This is a genomic window from Olsenella sp. AGMB03486 (assembly GCF_040884255.1).
Lineage (GTDB): Bacteria > Actinomycetota > Coriobacteriia > Coriobacteriales > Atopobiaceae > Olsenella_L > Olsenella_L kribbiana.
On record NZ_JBEVTM010000015.1, the window covers coordinates 22,661 to 40,096 of the forward strand.

A 17,436-nucleotide genomic window follows, 5' to 3' on the forward strand; every position below is an offset into this window, starting at 1 on the left:
GGCTTCCGGAAGAAGGAATGGAATCTTGACGAAAGAGGAACTGCTCGACGAGATCAAGAAGTCGATGAAGGCGCACGACAAGAACCGTACGCAGATTCTGCGCCTCGTGAACCAGTCCGTGAAGCAGATCGAGGTCGACGAGCGCAGAGATGTGAGCGAGGCCGACATCACGGCAGCCGTGAAGAAGCTCCAGAAGGTGACGGCAGAGGAGCTCGACGGCCTCCACAAGGCAGGCGAGGCCACGCACGCAGAGCGCATCGCGCTGCTCGAGGAGCAGGCAAAGATTCTCGACTCCCTGCTTCCCGAGCAGGTTGCAGGAGAGACGCTCGAGCTTCTGATCGATGAGACCATGGCAAAGCTCGGCGCCACGACGAAGCGTGACATGGGCAAGGTCATGGGCGCCCTCACGAAGGCCACGAACGGCAACTTCGACAAGCCCTATGCAGCATCCTATCTGGGAAAGAAGCTGTCCTAGGAATCAAGGCTGCCTCCCGCGTGCGTGGGAGGCAGTTTTTTGTTACGCTCACTGCGATATTGCCCTCTCCCTGCACCTCGTGCAGGTCTTGCCGATATAGGAGCTAGCCTATGGCACGCCATATGAAACAGGACGTTTCCCCGGAAGACGAGGAACCGTCGGAAGAGATTGCTGCACCTGAGACGGACGACGAAGAGGCGTCTGTCACGCAGGGCGGCGCCTATAGCGCAGGCGATGAAGGGACGACGATCCAGGAGGGGTTCACGCCCATCGTCGGCCATGACAGGCATGCAGATGCACGGGACCGCAAGCGCAAGGGCAAGGCCTCTGCCTACGGCGAGCTCGATCCCTATGACCTGGACGAGAAGAAGAAAAAGAAGCACCCGGTGCTTCGCGTGCTCTCGACCCTTCTCCTCATTGCCGGCGTCGTCCTTATCGGCATTGCGGGCTACATGTGGTTCCATGCGCAGCAGCAGTACCAGCAGCAGGAGCAGGTGAACGAGGAGCTTGCGCAGTACGCGACAGAGCCCGAAGACAATGCGAATGGGGCGCCTGTCATCGACTGGGCGGGGCTCGAAGCCATCAACCCGGATGTCGTGGGCTGGATCTACATCCCCGATACGGTCGTGAACTACCCGGTCTACCAGGGTGCCAACAACGACGAGTATCTCCGCCACACCGCGACGGGCGAGTATTCCCTCGGCGGCCAGGTCTTCATGGACTACCAGAATACGGAGCCGGGCATGCGCGATGCCCAGACGATCATCTATGGCCACCATCTGCTCGATGGCTCGATGTTCAAGCCGGTTGCCGATATGGCTGACCAGGCGACCTTCGACAGCCATCCGACGGTCTGGTATGTCGATGAGAACAATCAGAGCTACGAGCTCGAGCCGCTCCTTGTCTACAAGACGACGGCTGATGACACGAATGTGCGAACGCTCTCGTTCATGACGGGAGACGACTTCCACAGCTATCTGACGGATCTTCTGGGAAGGGCCACGGCTTCGCGCGCTGATGCTTCCGCGATTATTGCGCAGACGAGCCATGTGCTCACACTCGTAACATGCAACTACGACAATGGAATAGGACGAACGGTCTTGGTGTGCGTGCCGAAGAGCGTGGCTGCGTCGGCAGATGCTGCCGCCGCTGCTGCCTAGCGGCACAAGGCGAGGGGAGAGCATGGTTTCAGACATGAGGGATCGCGCGGACGAGAATCCGTGTGCAAGCCATCTCAATGAGGAATGCGGCGTCTTCGGCATCTGGGCGCCCGACCGCGATGTGGCAAGGCTCACGGCCTTCGGCCTCAGGGCCCTGCAGCACAGGGGCCAGGAATCGGCGGGCATCGCCGTCGGCGACGGCAAGACGGTGCTTGTCCGCAAGGATCTGGGCTTGGTCGATGCGGTCTTCACGGATGCCGACCTCGGAGCCCTCAGGGGCAAGGTCGCCGTGGGACATGTGCGCTATGGCACGGCAGGCTCCAAGAGCTGGGAGGCAGCACAGCCCCATCTCTCGACGATCGATGACACGATCATTGCTGTCGCCCATAACGGCACGCTCGTGAATACGGATGCGCTGCGCCGCGAGCTCATCGACCTCGGCGTCTTCTTCCGCTCCAACACGGACTCCGAAGTCGCCGCCAAGCTCATCGGCTACTTCACGATGCAGACGCACCACCTGCGCGAGGGCATCCGCCATACGATGGAGATGATCGACGGCGGCTATGCGATGGCGCTCGTGCGCGAGAATGCGCTCTATGCCTTCCGCGATCCCAATGGCATCCGTCCGCTCGTCCTGGGACGCCTTGGACACGACGACTATGTCGTGGCTTCCGAGACCTGCGCGCTCGATATCGTGGGTGCAAAGTATATGCGCGACATCGAGCCGGGAGAGATTGTGCGCATCTCGGATGACGGCCTCGCCTCCGAGCGCGGCGTCGAGCCCCGTCCCCGGGCGCGCTGCATCTTCGAGAACGTCTACTTCTCCCGTCCTGACTCCTATGAGGATGGACAGTCCATCTACTCCATGCGCTATGAGATGGGACGCCAGCTTGCCCGCGAGGCACCGGTCGACGCCGACATGGTCTTCGGCGTGCCCGACTCGGGACTTCCGCCTGCGGAGGGCTATGCCCACGAGCTCGGCCTTCCCTACGGCGAGGGCCTCATCAAGAACCGCTATATCGCCCGCACGTTCATCCAGCCGACGCAGGAGCTCCGCCAGCTCGGCGTGAGGCTCAAGCTCAATGCCCTGCGCGATAACGTGGCCGGCAAGCGCCTTGTGATGATCGATGACTCCATCGTCCGCGGCACGACGTCGAAGCAGATCGTCCGCATGCTCAAGGATGCCGGCGCCAAGGAAGTGCACGTGCGCATCACGTCCCCCGAGGTCAAGTGGCCCTGCTTCTACGGCATCGATACCGGCACGCAGGACCAGCTGATCTCTGCCCGCATGAGCGAGGAGGAGGTCTGCAAGTATATCGGCGCAGACTCGCTCCACTTCCTCTCGGTCGAAGGCCTCATAAAGAGCTGTCCTCGCGGCGGCTGGTGCTGCGCCTGCTTCACAGGCGAGTACCCTGTCGCTATCCCCGAAGAGTTCTCCGAGGGACGCTTCCTTACGGGCTACCGTCCCCACAACCTCACGAAGCCGCCAGTAGGCGCGCGCATGCAGATAGAAGAAGTGATCCAGGAGATCCACGAGGAGGAGCAGTGACTATGGAAACAAAGCATATGAGCTATGCGGATGCCGGCGTCGATGTCGACGAGGGCGCACGCGCGGTCGATGCGATCAAGGCTGCCGTTGCAGAGACGAACCGTCCTGAGGTGATTGGAGGCCTCGGCGGCTTCGGCTCCTGCTTCTCGCTCGCAGCCTGCAAGGATATGGAGGACCCGATTCTCGTCTCCGGCACGGACGGCGTCGGTACGAAGCTTGCCATCGCGCAGCTCCTCGACCGCCACGATACGGTCGGCCAGGACCTCGTTGCCATGTGCGTCGACGATATCGTGCCTCTGGGAGCAGAGCCCCTGTTCTTCCTTGACTACATCGCTATCGGCAAGCTCCGCGCCGAGCATGTCGCAGAGATCGTGAAGGGCATCGCCGAAGGCTGCAAGATGAGCGGCTGTGCCCTTGTGGGCGGCGAGATGGCCGAGCATCCTGGCGTCATGAAGCCGGATGACTACGACCTCGCAGGCTTCGTCGTGGGCGTCGTCGATCGCCCTAAGATGATCGGCCCCGAGAAGGTGAAGCTCGGTGACGCGATCATCGGCCTTCCTTCCTCCGGCATCCACTCGAACGGCTACTCGCTCGTCCGCAAGGTCGCAATCGAGGGCAAGACCGTGGAAGAGCTCGAGCGTCCGCTTCCCGAGCTCGGCGGTGAGTCTCTGGCTGACGCTGTCATGCGCCCGACGACAATCTATGCCGGCAAGCTCATGAATGTCCTTCGCAAGGGCGCGCCGATCCATGCAATGGCACACATCACAGGCGGCGGCATCACGGAGAACCTGAACCGTGCGCTTCCGAAGACGCTTGACGCGGTCGTCGACCGAGGAGGTGCGGATGGTCCTGCCTGGGATGTCCCGCCTGTCATCGACTACTGCGTGAAGGCGGCAGGTCTCACCCCCGACGAGGCCTACAAGACCTTCAACATGGGTGTCGGCATGTCCATCCTCTGCGCGCAGGACGACCTCGACGAGGTCTGCGAGGACCTCGAGGCAGAAGGCCTCCATCCCTTCGTTATGGGCGAGGTCACGGAAGGCACGGGCAAGGTGGTCTACCGATGAGCGAGGCAAAGAAGCTCAAGCTCGGTGTCCTCATCTCCGGCTCCGGCACGAACCTGCAGGCACTGATCGACCGTATCGCTGATGGCACCCTCGATGCCTCGATCGAGCTTGTCGTCTCGTCGCGTCCTTCTGCCTTCGGCTTGAAGCGTGCCCAGAAGGCAGGCATCCAGACGCTTACGCTCGACAAGACGATCTACGCCGACCCGATCCAGGCCGACATGGTCATCGCGACAGAGCTCAAGCAGAAGAATGTCGACTACGTCGTTATGGCAGGCTACATGCGCATGGTGCATGAGCCGATCCTCGCGACCTTCCCGGGACGAGTGCTCAATATCCACCCGGCGCTTCTGCCGAGCTTCAAGGGTGCCCACGCCATCCAGGATGCCTTCGACTACGGTGTCAAGGTCACAGGCGTCACGGTACACGTCGCAGACAACCGCTATGACTGCGGCCCGATCCTGGCCCAGCGTGCCCTCGAGGTCGACCCTGCCTGGGATGTGGATGAGCTCGAGGCGCATATCCACGAGATCGAGCACGTGCTCTATCCCTATGTGATCGAGAAGCTTGCCCAGGGCAAGCTCGCCTACCGTCCTGACGGCGTGCCCTACCTCGCAGACTAGAAGCGGGAACAGGTCAAAGAAGAAGGGAGCCGGATCGTCTGGTCCGGCTCCCTTCGTGCATAGCTATGTTCTGGACAGCCTAGTTGCTGTCTACGATCTCGTAGTACTCCTCGAGGAGCTTTGCCGACTTCTGGAGAGCGGAAAGCTCGTCCTCGGCGAGGCGGATCTCGACGATCTCCTTGGCACCGGTGTGGTCCAAGATCGTCGGCACCGAGAGGAAGGCGCCATCGATCCCATACTGTCCCGTGAGGCGGACGCTCACCGGATAGATCGCATTGTCGTCGAAGAAGATCGAGCGGGCGATAGCGGTCACCGAAGAGGCAATGCCGTAGCAGGTGTTGCCCTTGCGGTTGAAGATGTCCCAGCCGGCTTCCACGACCTCATGCGCAAGCTCCTGCTTCGTCGTGCCCTTCGTGCGGGAGGCGTTGTCACGCAGGACATCGTCGATCCTCTTGCCGCCGATCGTGGCGGAGTCCCAGACGACGACCTCGGAATCGCCGTGCTCGCCCATCACATAGGCCTCGACATTCCGGGCGTCGAGATCGTACATGCGGGAGAATGCCGTGCAGAGGCGTGCCGTATCGAGGTTCGTGCCGGAGCCGATGACCTGGTTGGCAGGCAGGCCCGAGAGCTTCCAGGCGTAGTAGGTCATAACATCGACAGGGTTCGAGACGACGATCAGGATGCCATGGAAGCCTGCCTCCATGATCGAGGTCATGATGGCCTTCATGAGGCCCATGGATGGTCTCAGCATCTCGAGGCGGTCGTGGGAGTCCTTTGGCATCGGTGCAGATGCAGAGATCACCACGACATCGGCATCCTTGCACTCAGAGTAGTCTCCTGCCCTCACATGCATGTTGCGGTTCATGAAGTAGACGGAATGCTGGATATCGAGCGCCTCTGCCAAGGCCTTGTCCTTGTTCACGTCCACGAGAACAAGATCTTCGCAGAGCAGCTGGTTCACGAAGCTGTAGGCGCAGGTCGCACCGACGTTGCCGACACCGACGATCACTGCCTTCGAATTGCGGAATGCCATGTCCATCCTCTCTTTCTGAAAGCTGGCTGAGCGTCATCTACGATACGCTTCGATGAATCAGGCGCCGGCAGAAGACAGGAAATGGAGCATAAACGTCACAGCGGGGCAACAGAAGGTACATGTTGGGAGAGTCTCAGAGGACGATGACCGCCTTGCCTCCGGATCTCTCGCTGCCGAGCCAGGTGTGGGCTACCCTGAGCTCGGAGAAGGGGAAGACCTTTGCCGGTCCCAGGTCGGCATGAGTCCGTGCGATCTCGTCGAAGAGGGCCTGGAGGCGTGCCGCGGCAATGCCGACAGAGCTTGTGGCGCCGCGGACCAGGATATGGTCCGCGTCTTCCACCTTCAGGTTCTGGATCGACCCATAGGCGGTATATCCGGTCTCGGGGATGGCGGCAAGCTTTTCCCAGGGAAGATCGGACGCAACCGGATAGATCTGCTCATTCGGAACGAGTGCATACTCTGCATAGCTGCCATCGGAGGCACGTCCCATCTCGCCCATGAGGGAGACGACCTTCTGGCCGCGTGGCAGCCTCTCCGGATCGGTCGTCTCGGCAATCTCGCCCGTGCAGTCTATGCCCAAGATTCTCGGGAAGGTGACAGAAGGGAGAGGCCCTGCCTCGTGAAGATCTCCGAATGGTTGAGGCCGAAGGCGCGGATGCGGATGAGCGACCGCCGGGGCGCACCTGAGGCACCGGGACCTCTTCAGGGGTGAGGGCTTCTGGCCCCTTCTTCATGGATCACATAGGCGCGCATGGGGCTCCTCCTGTCTTCAGGGCACAGGAGGAGCCGAGATCTCAGCCTTCATCTTCAAGTATCGTACCCAGGAACTCCTCGTCGAAGGGGATGGCATCGGGAAGAGCGAGCGCTGCGTCTGTTGCCACGACGAGGTAGTTGTCCTCGCCTCCATACGTCTCGTCTTCGGCAGGGAGCACTGCGACGTGCGCGAAGACCTCTTCAAGCGTTGCCACGCAGTCGCGCAGGAACGAGACATCCTCTCCCTCATCTTCAGATACGACGTTTGCCGCATAGAGGCCGCCGGGCACGAGATGTGCCTTCATGGCACGTGCTGCCTCGACCGTGGCAAGCGAGCGTACAGGGAGAGCTCCTGTGAAGGCGTCGTTCAGAATCGCATCGAAGCGTGCATCTGCCTCTTCGAGGAAGGCACGTCCGTCAGCGCAGATGACAGAGAGGCGCTCTCCTGCTTCGCGCTCGAGCCGGTCGAGATAGAACCACCTGCGGGCACAGGCAATCGTTGCCGGATCATGCTCGACGACGGTGAGCGAGAGATCTGCATGCTCTGTCAGCGCATGCTTCGGCCAGGCAAAGCCGCCTCCGCCGATCATGAGGGCATGGGCGATTGCATGGCCCGATGCTGCTTCGAAGGCAGGGCTGGCTGAGAAGATGGCATCAAAGGCACGGTAGTAGGCAAAGACGGGTTCAGCCCACGCATCTCCCAGATAGGTGGCAGACTGCCAGACACCGCCCTGCCGCATGACACGCACGGGCGTGCCTTCGATCCGATGGGTCGAGACAAGAGCCCATCCGTCCTGGCAGCGCACAAGATGGGGATCTGCCCCCTTCAGGGCGGCGACGGCTGCTGCGGTACCGGCGGCAAGCGCTCCTGCAGCAAGTACCTTCTTCATCCTGGAATCCATGAGGCTGCTCCCTAGCGCGTCAGCACAGCGACGGTCTCCGTATGCTTCGTGTGCGGGAACATGTCGACGCCCTGGATGGAGTCCACGTGGTAGCCGCGCTCGGCCAAGACCATGAGGTCTCTCACCTGTGTCTCGGGATTGCAGGAGATATAGGCGATGCGCTCAGGCGCCAGGGTTGCGACAGCTGAGAGGAACTCAGGCGTCGAGCCTGCGCGCGGAGGATCCAGGACCACGATATCGAAGTGGCGGCCCTGGCGAGCAAGCGCCTCGAGATAGTTCGTGGCATCGTCGCAGACGAAGCGGCATGCATCCTCAAGGCCATTGTCCCGCGCATTGCGCTTGGCAAGTCGGATTGCCTCGGCGCCCTTCTCGACGCCGAGGATATGGGCTTCCTTTCCCTGTGCCTTCGCTTCGGCGGCAAGGCAGATGCCGATCGTGCCAAGGCCGCAGTAGGCATCGAGCACCTCGAGGGCAGAGCCCTCCTTTGCAGCTGCCAGCACGGGCTCGATCGCAAGCTGATAGAGCTTCTCGGTCTGCTCCGGGTTTGTCTGGTAGAAGGAGACGGGGCCGATCGCAAAGCGGCAGCCCAGAAGCTCGTCGTGCATGACGCCAGTGCCCTTCAAGGTGCGGGTATGGGGTCCCAAGATTGCATTCGTCCTGCGCTCGTTCGAGTTCAGGGCAAGCGTCGTGACCTCGGGCGTGTACTCGAGGAAGCGCTCGACGAACTCCTTCTCGTGGGGCAGGCTCTCGCCGTTTGCGACGACGGTCAGGAGCACTTCATCGGTCTTCCAGGCGCAGCGCACGACAGCATGCCGAAGGACGCCGCGTCCGCGGTCTTCGTCGTAGGCAGAGATGTGCATGCGCTCTGCGGTCTTCGCAACTGATGCCAGGATGGCGCGGCATCTCGGGTCTTCTGCCAGGCACTCGGGCACATTCATGATGCGGTGCGTGCCCTTGGCATAGAAGCCGTAGCGGATGCGGCCATGAGGGGCAGGGGCAAAGGGCGTCGCTGCCTTGTGGCGGTAGTGCAGAGGCTCGTCCATACCGACGATCGGGAGAAGCTCGGGTGCAGAAGCACCTTCGAGGAAGGGCCTGAAGGTCTCTTCGAGTGCCGCCTGCTTGCGCTTCAGCTGTATGGGATAGGGGACATTGAGCCATTCGCAGCCGCCGCAGCGTGCGGCAGAAGGGCAGGTGTAGGTACGGTATCCCATGGGGTCTCCTCGCTCTCGATGCATGTTTCTGCTCCTGATGGTAGCCCTAAGAAGGCGCAGGTCTGCTGCTGGGTGGCCGAATGGGCCAAAATGGCATGGGTTCCTGTACAGCTCCTCTATGCAACGGGTAGAGTCGGATGTGGAAGATGCATCGAAGAGAAAGAAGGATGGCATGAAGAGCCAGGCAAAGGTCGGCATCATCGGAGCAAGCCATGTGGGAGCGCATGTCGCGAATGCCCTGCTCGAAGAGGGCCTTGTGACGGAGCTCTTCATCTCGGACAAGGATGAGAAGCTCTGCCGTGCCCAGGTGAACGATCTGCAAGATGCGATGGCGTTCTATCCAAGGGCCGCAAAGGTCCATGAGTGCGACACGCGCTATGAGGAGCTGGCTGAGTGCGATGTGATCGTGAATGCCACGGGCCATATCGAGGCGTCGCAGAAGGACCGTGACGGCGAGAATGTGGTCACGCCTGAAGAGGCGAAGACGTTTGTGCCCCGCATCATGGAGGCAGGATTTGCCGGCATCTGGGTGAGCGTCTCGAACCCGAACGACGTGGTGGCAGAGGCCATCTGGCAGGAGAGCGGCCACTATGACTGGAGGCGCGTCATAGGATCCGGCACGACGCTCGACTCTGCCCGCTTCCAGCATGCCATCTCCCATGCCACAGGCTATGACCCTCAGAGCATCCATGCCTGGATGCTCGGCGAGCATGGCTTCTCCGAGTTTGCTTGCTGGAGCCATGTGACGCTTGGGTGCCTCACGGCAGATGAGGTGGAGGCACAGACAGGCAGGAAGTTCGACCGCGACAAGCTCGAGGAAGAGGCACGCCGCGGCGGCTACGTCACGATGGCGGGCAAGCACTGCACGGAGTACTCCATCGCCCGCGGCACCGTGAAGATCGTCTCTGCCATCCTCGGCGATACGAAGCTCGTGACGCCGGTATCGACACGCATCGAGGGCGTCTACGGCGTCACCGGCGTCTGGGCATCCCTTCCCTGCGTCATCGGCGCTGCCGGCGTGGAGCACATCTTCGCGCCGGAGCTTTCCGAGGACGAGGTGGCCAAGTGGCAGGCAAGCTGCGCCCATATCCGTGCAAATGTGGATGGACTGGGCTGGCTCCATGCGTTCGGTGCATAGGCAACCCTGTCCATTCTGCTGATTGCGTTTGGATTCCTTTCAGAATATGCGCAAGGAGAGATTTGTGACTTGAGGGATGGCAGTGGGGTGGTAAAGTACTCCTAGTCAATTTGAATCGGCGTCAAAAATAGTTGCTATCTGCGGATACGCTGGTTCGGTGCACGCTAGAAGGAGAGGCACTATGCAGTCAAAGCTGGCTCATGCAGCAGAACGCAAGGCGTTCAGCATTGCGCTCGATCAGGCTCTGAAGACCGTTGCAGGTCCTGACCGCGAGAAGAACATCGACAAGTTCGTGGATATGGCAGGAAAGCTCCTGAAGGACACGAACCCGGGAGCTACCCGTGGCATGAAGGCAGCCCTGTATCCGGGGTCGAAGTGGGAGAAGTTCCTGTTCGACGTTATCGACCAGACCGACCACAACGTGCTCAAGACTGCCATCCTCAATGGCGGCTATGAGGCAGCATTCCGAGGACTTCGCAACACGACCGAGAATGCAGAGAAGTACCAGTGCAACGTGCCCTGGATCATCCTCTTCGATCCGACGTCTGCCTGCAACAAGCATTGCGTCGGCTGCTGGGCAGCAGAATACGGCAACCGTCTGAACCTCTCCTACGACGAGATCGACAAGCTCGTCACCGAGGCAGAGGCTCTCGGCACCCACCTCTTCATGCTCACGGGCGGCGAGCCGCTCGTCCGCAAGGCCGACATCCTCAAGATCGCCGAGAAGCACAACGAGTCCCTCTTCAACATCTTCACGAACGCATCGCTCGTCGACGAGCCGTTCTGCCAGAAGGTCCAGGAGCTCGGCAACATCGTCTTCTCCGTCTCCCTCGAGTCCTATGAGCCGACCGTGAACGACGGCCGCCGTGGCGAGGGCTCCTTCGAGGAGGTCATGCGTGCCTTCGATCTCATGCACAAGTATGGCCTGCTCTATGGCACCTCGACCTGCTACACCCGCGCCAACGTCGAGCGCGTCAGCTCCGACAAGTTCATCGACCTTCTGATCGAGAAGGGCTGCCGCTACGCCTGGTACTTCCATTACATGCCGGTCGGCGACGGTGCCAATGCCGACCTCATGCCGACGGTCGAGCAGCGCGAGTACATGCTGCACCGCATCCGCGAGATCCGTGGCGTCACCGGCGGCAAGCCCATCTTCGCAATGGACTTCCAGAATGACGGCGAGTACGTCGGCGGCTGCATTGCAGGAGGCCGTGCCTACTGCCACGTGAACGCCCGTGGCGACGTGGAGCCCTGCGTCTTCATCCACTACTCGAACGTGAACATTCGTGACATGAGCTGGCTCGACTGCCTGCACCAGCCGATCTTCCAGGCCTACCGTGCTCACTATCCCTGGAACGACAACATGCTCCAGCCCTGCCCGATGCTCGAGAACCCGTACCTCCTGCCCGAGATCGTCAAGGAGTCCGGCGCACACAGCTCCGACTACACGGCCCCCGAGACCGCAGACCAGCTCTGCGAGCGCACCGCTCCGTATGCCAAGGAGTGGGCACCGAAGGCCAAGGAGCTCTGGCTCGAAGAGCACCCGACCGGAAAGAAGATCTACGCCGATGCCATGAGCTGCACGGGCGTCGATATCAAGGCAAAGGCCATCGCCGAAGAGGACGAGGAAGCCGAGAAGGCTCTGCAGGACCAGCAGTAAGCCTCAGAGCTTCGAGAGATCGATCAGGAGGGCGCAGCTTCGGCTGTGCCCTCTTTTGCTGTAGAGGCCTTGAGAGGCGCGTAGAATCAATACGGAGGCGGCTCCCGATGCTGCGGGAATTGGCCGCTCCTTGAATCTTTTTGGGATGTGGAGAGTGGCCGCTTCCGCTTGGGCGGGGCGGCTATTTTCCTCTTCGCCCAGAATGGCATCCAATCCAGATTCCGAGCTCCGTAGCCGCAATGAGGATTCCAACGAGACTTATGACGGTTTCAATGTTCACCATGGCCGTACCTTTCTTTCGATTGGAACGATCCCACCTGCCCTGCACCGCATTTCCTGCCCTAGGGCGCTTCCTGCCCGGCTTTCTGTCAGACGGGTGCGCGCGTATACTGGACTGAGCACATACCCTCCCTCCAGGAGACCAGATGGAATCGCTCTACAGAAAATACCGGCCCCTGACCTTCCAGGATGTCGTCGGACAGAAGCATGTGGTATCGACGCTCGAGCATGCTGTGCTCGAAGGCAGGGTCTCTCATGCCTATCTCTTCTGCGGCCCCAGAGGCACCGGCAAGACGACGATGGCAAGGATCTTGGCCAAGGCCCTCATGTGCGAGAAGGGGCCAGGCCAGCTTCCCGATGGCACATGCGAGCAGTGCCGCCTCATCGCGGCAGGGGAGCACCCGGATGTCTATGAGCTCGATGCGGCAAGCCGCACGGGCGTGGACAACGTGCGCGAGGAGATCATCAACCGCGTGAGCTTCGCGCCTTCCATGGGCTCCTACAAGGTCTACATCATCGACGAGGTCCACATGCTCACGACGGCAGCCTTCAATGCGCTGCTGAAGACGCTCGAAGAGCCGCCTGAGCATGTCGTGTTCATCCTCTGCACGACCGACCCCCAGAAGATTCCGCAGACGATCCTCTCGCGTGTCCAGCGCTTCGACTTCCACGCTATCTCTGCAGACGACATCAAGGCGCATCTGGCCGATGTCTGTGCGAAGGAGGGCTTCGAGGCAGAAGATGAGGGCCTGGCCCTCATCGCCGCCCATGCCAGAGGCGGCATGAGGGACGCTCTGGGAACCTTGGAGCAGATTGCCGTCTTTTCGGACAACAGGATCACGCTCCAGGCGGTCAGAAGCGCCCTCGGCGAGGTCCAGAGCCAGACGCTTGCCAATATCGTCTCTGCCATCGCCCGCCGCGATGTGGCAGAGCTCATGAACGAGACAGCGGCACTCGTGGATGCCGGACGCGATCTCCTGCAGTTCACGCGCGAGCTTGCCGCCCATGTGCGCGATGTCTACGTCGTCTCTGTCGCTGGGGCAGACCCCAAGCTTGTCCCCGCTGCGGCAGGAGATGTGACAAAGCTTCAGGAGGAGGCAGATGCCTTCGGCACGCCTGACAGGCTGGCACGTGTGCTCTCTCTTCTGGGAGACACCTCCTCGGAGATGCGCACGGCGCCGAACCAGCGCCTCGTGCTCGAGATTGCCTTCACGAAGATGGCAAGGCCGCAATCGGATCTCACGCTCGAGTCCCTGGCAGAGCGCGTGCATGACCTCGAAGAGCAGGTTGCAGCGCTCACTGCCCCTGGTGTGGTCATGGCATCGCCGGCTCCTGTGCCGGTGAGCTCGAGAGTCGTGGCAGAGCCCGCCGCAGCACCTGTACCTGAGTCTCCAGCCCCAGCTGTCCAGGCAGCTCCTGCACCGGTTCCGGTACAGGCGCCTGCGCAATCATCAGCTCCTGCTCCGGCACCTGCCTACACGCCAGCTCCTGCTCCGAGGACGGCAGCTCCGGCACCGGCTCCTGCAGCAGCCCCTCAGGCACGTCCGCAGGCAGCGGCTCCGACCGCTCCTGTGCAGGACACAGCGCGTCTCCAGCGCATGTGGAAGCAGGTCCAGGACAGCCTCCGGAAGAAGGACCCTGCCCGCGCCTCGCTTCTGGCTTCGAGCCATGCGGTCGCAGACGACGGTGAGAGCCTCACGATCGAGTTTCCGAAGGGCTCCTCGTTCTCGCTCCATATGCTGGCCAGGGGAGACGTCGACTCCATCGTCCGTCCTGCCATCATTGCGGTCTTCGGCCCTCGCTATCCGAACTATGTGGAAGCGAAGAGCTCGAAGCCGAAGGCACGTGCCGCAGCGCCACGTGCTCCTCAGCCACCCGTGCAGCAGGCGCCGGTGGCGGCAGCGCCCGCTCCGGCCCCTGCCCCAGTCCAGACACCGGCACCACAGCCGCAGGCAGCGCCTGCACCGGCTGCACCAGCGCCAGCGCCTGCTCCCGTACCTGAGCCTCAGCCGGCAGCTGCACCTGAGCCCATGCCGTGGGACGAGCCGCCAGCAGATGAGCAGGTGCCCTATAGCGATGCAGACGTGGCGGGATATGCAGAAGAGGCACCGGTGGCAGCACCGGCCCCTGCTCCTGCGCCGAAGCCCGCACCTGCACCGGCGCCAGCGGCAGCTCCTGCAAAGGAAGCTGCCTCGAGCGGATTTCCTGTGAGCGATGAGGCAGAGCCCCAGAAAGGCACGCCTCTCAAGGAGACCGAGGGTATACCAAAGGACATTGCCGACATGCTCGAGTCGGTCTTCGGCCCCGGCATCAATGTCGTGGTCGAGCCTTCCCCTGACGAGGAGGAAGTCGAAGACGACGATGCAGATACCGGCATCGAGGAAGCCGCAGACGATGCGGACGACGAAGACGAATAGATAGAGTCACTGAAGACAGGAAAGGCACCGCGATGGCAAAGCGCAATCTCGATATGAATGCAATCATGCAGCAGGCTCGTGCAATGCAGGAGCAGCTTGCATCCGCAGAGGAGGGCCTGAAGGACAAGGAAGTCACCGCCACCGCAGGCGGTGGCACCGTGAAGGTCGTGGCAACGGGCGACATGAAGCTCAAGTCGATCGAGATCGCGCCTTCGGCTCTCGATCCCGAGGACGTGGACCTGCTCCAGGACATGATCCTTGCTGCTGTGAACGATGCGCTCGACTCTGCCCAGTCTGCAGCATCCTCCGAGCTTGGCTCCATTACGGGTGGCCTCAACATCCCGGGACTCTTCTAGGATGGCGGAAAGGACGGAGCATGCCCTGCAGCGGCTTCTGGACGAGCTGGGACGCCTTCCTGGCATCGGCCCGAAGTCGGCGCAGCGCATTGCCTACTATCTCCTCGAAGCGGATGCGAAGGAGGCAGAGCGCCTCGCCGATGCCATCCTCGACGTGAAGCGCGAGGTGCACTTCTGCCCGATCTGCTTCAACTATGCGACAGGGGATACCTGCGACATCTGCGCAGATCCGACGCGCACCCGCTCAGAGGTCTGCGTCGTGGCAGAGCCGCGTGACGTCGAGGCGATAGAGCGCACGGGAAGCTATCACGGCCTCTACCATGTGCTTGGTGGCGTCATCAGTCCTATGGACAAGATAGGACCCGCGCAGCTCCATGTGCGCGAGCTCATGGCTCGCCTCGCGGACGGAGAGATCCAGGAGGTCATCCTGGCCACGAGCCCCAATGTCGAAGGCGAGACGACAGCCTCCTATCTGAGCCGCCAGATAAAGCCTCTCGGCATCACGGTGAGCCGCCTTGCAAGCGGCCTTCCTGTGGGCGGAGACCTCGAATACGCAGACGAAGTGACGCTTGGCCATGCAATAGAGGAGAGGCGCGTCCTCTAGGCTTAGAAGGTTGTGCGGACCTCGCGCTTTATTGGACGGGGCAGCATGAGCCCCCGCTGCTTGGCAGAAAATGTAGACAGGATGCCTGTGTCCATCCGGGTGCAGGCATGAAACCTGAAACGAGGAGGCAGAGAAGTGCCTTTCGACAATCAGAAGCATGCACCCCGCCATGCCGCACGGCATGCGCAGGGAGGATTCGGTCCCGATGTGACGGGCTATGCATCCTCGACATCCCCCTATTCTGCAGGACGTCCGATGGTAGGGGAGGACCCGGTTGCAGGCGAGGGAGACGCACCCCGCCCCATCGGTGTCGACCCTGAGGAGACCGGTGCCTTCGAGAAGCTCTCGAGCGGCGAGGGCGCTGTCCTCACGTCGAGGGACAACGCCGAGGAGGCAGCGGCTGCTGCCCGCTCGCACATGATGCGCAAGGCGAGGAAGGGAAATGTCCGCCTCCAGGGCAGGAACCGTCCGAAGGTCAAAAGCACGGCTCCGCGCATGCAGACGAACAAGAAGCTCTTCATCGGCATCGCGATTGCCGCAGCTGTCGTCGTCATTGCAATGATCGTCATCTTCAACAATGCGCTCTCCTCGACGACGCAGACGCAGACGGGCGAGGATGCCCAGACGCAGCAGGAAGAGCAGCAGGTAGCCTCGAACGACACGATGACATACCACGACGCGTCGTATGGCCTCATGGAGCAGGGAGGCGGCTGGGTGCTTGCGAAGCTCGATGGCTCCGGCAACTACAGCTATACGGTCGTCCAGCTCTCCGGAACTCCGGTCTCGCTCATCCTCTATCAGGGCGCCTTCATCATCCCCGAGAACCTCGATGGCACCTGGGATGTCATTGCCTATGTGCTGGCTGACGGCTCTGTTGCCTCTGCCGTCGTGGACTCTGACGGCAACCCTGTGGGCGGCTCGGGCCAGATCACCGAGGCTGTGCTCGACGGGTCGAACCTCGATGTGACGACGGATTCTGGTACCGTCCAGGTCAGCCTCATGTAACGACAATTCCTCCACAAGTCGTTCTGTCAGGGCTCTGAGCTGCGGCAATGCAGCGCAGAGCCCTTCTCATATCCAGAAGAAGGCGCCTTTGGGAAAGTTTTTCAAATTGGGGCTTGCCTTCGGTGCTCGATTTCGCGTAATATAGCTCTCGCACCGAACGGGGTATTAGCTCAGCTGGTTAGAGCGCCGGCCTGTCACGTCGGAGGTCGCGGGTTCGAGCCCCGCATATCCCGCCATTGCACCTTCAGGGCTCCTTCGGGAGCCCTTTTTCGTATGCAGAGAAGTTTCTGCCGGAAGCCAAGATGCTCTGAAAGCTGCCGGCGGCAGGAGGGCATAAACTGGGCGGGTTCTGGTCTCGGTGTGCCAGGACGAAGGTGGAAGGGATCTTGCATGGGGGAAGCCCCGAAAGAGGACAAGAAGCGTGTCCAGCTGGCCGTCTTCGACTACGATGGCACGTGCATCGACGGACAGTCCGGTGCCCTGTTCTCGCTCTATCTCTTCAGGCATAACTATCTCGGAGTGGCCACAGGCCTGCGCCTTGGCTGGTGGGGTGCCCGCTACAAGCTCCATCTGCCCTATCGCCAGGATGAGGCTCGTGAGGTCATCTTCTCTGCCCTTTCCCGCTACAGCCCTGAAGAGATCCGCCAGATCATGGTGGACTTCCACAACGAGGTGCTGATAAAGCGCTACCGCAAGGAAGCCATCGCCGAGGTCGCAAAAAGGAAGCGCGAAGGCTGCGTCACCGTGCTCGTCTCTGCGACGTTCGAGGTCATAGCCCTCTGCGCCCAGGAAGTGCTCGGCACGGACGCCGTCATTGCGACGAAGATGGAAGTGGACCCTGAGGGCAACTACACCGGCAGGGTCGAAGGAGACGTCACCCAGGGCTCGGAGAAGCCCCGTGCCGTCAAGGAATGGGCAGATGGTGCCTTCGGACCGGGCAACTGGGAAGTCGCCTATGCCTACGGCGACCACTTCTCCGACTACGCGATGCTCAAGACTGCAAAGCATGGCTATGCGGTCACGCCCGGCCAGACGCTCGAGCGGGCTGCAAAGCGTGAAGGCTTCCCGATTCTGGAGTGGAAATAGGGAAGAGTGTCCCTGATTGCAGTCTGGCAAAAACAGATGCTGCGCAATTTGTGACAATTGCCCACATGACGCATGAATATCGCTATCCTTCTGACCAGTGATACTGAGCTGGCAGAGC

Annotated in this window: 16 protein-coding genes and 1 tRNA gene; 13 read left to right on the plus strand and 4 right to left on the minus strand. The window is 61.5% G+C overall.

Translation table 11 applies throughout. The features are described from left to right. Positions 1–25 precede the first annotated feature (25 nt). From ABVS03_RS08190 to purN, 5 genes are all read left to right on the plus strand, one after another. Positions 26–475, plus strand: a complete 450-nt coding sequence (locus tag ABVS03_RS08190) for a GatB/YqeY domain-containing protein (protein WP_368018723.1) — start codon at positions 26–28, stop codon at positions 473–475. 110 nt (positions 476–585) lie between these two features. Then, the gene (gene srtB, locus ABVS03_RS08195) at positions 586–1,635 is read left to right on the plus strand and encodes a class B sortase (RefSeq protein ID WP_368018724.1); all 1,050 of its coding nucleotides are present in this window, start codon (positions 586–588) and stop codon (positions 1,633–1,635) included. Between the two features lie 22 nt (positions 1,636–1,657). After that, on the plus strand, positions 1,658–3,184 hold the full coding sequence (purF, locus tag ABVS03_RS08200) for an amidophosphoribosyltransferase (RefSeq protein ID WP_368018725.1): 1,527 nt from the start codon (positions 1,658–1,660) through the stop codon (positions 3,182–3,184). A 2-nt stretch (positions 3,185–3,186) separates the two neighbouring features. Further along, on the plus strand, positions 3,187–4,251 hold the full coding sequence (purM, locus tag ABVS03_RS08205; protein ID WP_368018726.1) for a phosphoribosylformylglycinamidine cyclo-ligase: 1,065 nt from the start codon (positions 3,187–3,189) through the stop codon (positions 4,249–4,251). Next, a complete protein-coding gene (gene purN, locus ABVS03_RS08210; protein WP_330972708.1) occupies positions 4,248–4,871 on the plus strand; it encodes a phosphoribosylglycinamide formyltransferase in 624 nt (207 codons plus the stop codon). The genes purM and purN overlap by 4 nt, the downstream gene beginning before the upstream one ends. Positions 4,872–4,950: 79 nt before the next feature. On the opposite strand, the gene ABVS03_RS08215 is transcribed toward purN, so the two are convergent. The 4 genes from ABVS03_RS08215 to rlmD all read right to left on the minus strand — a co-directional run bounded on the left by ABVS03_RS08215 (position 4,951) and on the right by rlmD (position 8,773). After that, positions 4,951–5,907 (minus strand): L-lactate dehydrogenase, encoded by a 957-nt coding sequence (locus ABVS03_RS08215; RefSeq protein WP_368018727.1) that lies wholly within the window; start codon positions 5,905–5,907, stop codon positions 4,951–4,953. A 133-nt stretch (positions 5,908–6,040) separates the two neighbouring features. Further along, positions 6,041–6,487 (minus strand): hypothetical protein, encoded by a 447-nt coding sequence (locus tag ABVS03_RS08220; protein WP_368018728.1) that lies wholly within the window; start codon positions 6,485–6,487, stop codon positions 6,041–6,043. 214 nt (positions 6,488–6,701) lie between these two features. Beyond that, the gene (locus tag ABVS03_RS08225; protein WP_368018729.1) at positions 6,702–7,562 is read right to left on the minus strand and encodes a spermidine synthase; all 861 of its coding nucleotides are present in this window, start codon (positions 7,560–7,562) and stop codon (positions 6,702–6,704) included. A gap of 11 nt (positions 7,563–7,573) precedes the next feature. After that, positions 7,574–8,773 (minus strand): 23S rRNA (uracil(1939)-C(5))-methyltransferase RlmD, encoded by a 1,200-nt coding sequence (gene rlmD / locus ABVS03_RS08230; protein ID WP_330972705.1) that lies wholly within the window; start codon positions 8,771–8,773, stop codon positions 7,574–7,576. Positions 8,774–8,945: 172 nt separating this feature from the next. Between rlmD and ABVS03_RS08235 the strand changes: the two genes are divergently transcribed. The 8 genes from ABVS03_RS08235 (at position 8,946) to ABVS03_RS08270 (ending at position 17,318) form a co-directional block, all read left to right on the plus strand. Continuing rightward, a complete protein-coding gene (locus ABVS03_RS08235) occupies positions 8,946–9,911 on the plus strand; it encodes an L-lactate dehydrogenase (RefSeq protein WP_368018730.1) in 966 nt (321 codons plus the stop codon). Between the two features lie 181 nt (positions 9,912–10,092). After that, the gene (locus ABVS03_RS08240; protein ID WP_368018731.1) at positions 10,093–11,571 is read left to right on the plus strand and encodes a radical SAM protein; all 1,479 of its coding nucleotides are present in this window, start codon (positions 10,093–10,095) and stop codon (positions 11,569–11,571) included. 425 nt (positions 11,572–11,996) lie between these two features. Beyond that, a complete protein-coding gene (gene dnaX, locus ABVS03_RS08245) occupies positions 11,997–14,267 on the plus strand; it encodes a DNA polymerase III subunit gamma/tau (RefSeq protein ID WP_368018732.1) in 2,271 nt (756 codons plus the stop codon). A 32-nt stretch (positions 14,268–14,299) separates the two neighbouring features. Continuing rightward, entirely contained in the window at positions 14,300–14,623 is a 324-nt protein-coding gene (locus ABVS03_RS08250; protein WP_330972586.1) for a YbaB/EbfC family nucleoid-associated protein, read from the plus strand. Position 14,624: 1 nt separating this feature from the next. Continuing rightward, entirely contained in the window at positions 14,625–15,227 is a 603-nt protein-coding gene (gene recR, locus ABVS03_RS08255) for a recombination mediator RecR (RefSeq protein ID WP_368018733.1), read from the plus strand. Between the two features lie 135 nt (positions 15,228–15,362). Continuing rightward, positions 15,363–16,232, plus strand: a complete 870-nt coding sequence (locus ABVS03_RS08260) for a hypothetical protein (protein WP_368018734.1) — start codon at positions 15,363–15,365, stop codon at positions 16,230–16,232. 159 nt (positions 16,233–16,391) lie between these two features. Then, a tRNA-Asp gene (locus ABVS03_RS08265) sits at positions 16,392–16,468 on the plus strand. A gap of 154 nt (positions 16,469–16,622) precedes the next feature. After that, entirely contained in the window at positions 16,623–17,318 is a 696-nt protein-coding gene (locus ABVS03_RS08270; protein WP_368018735.1) for an HAD family hydrolase, read from the plus strand. The last annotated feature ends 118 nt before the right edge of the window (positions 17,319–17,436 follow it).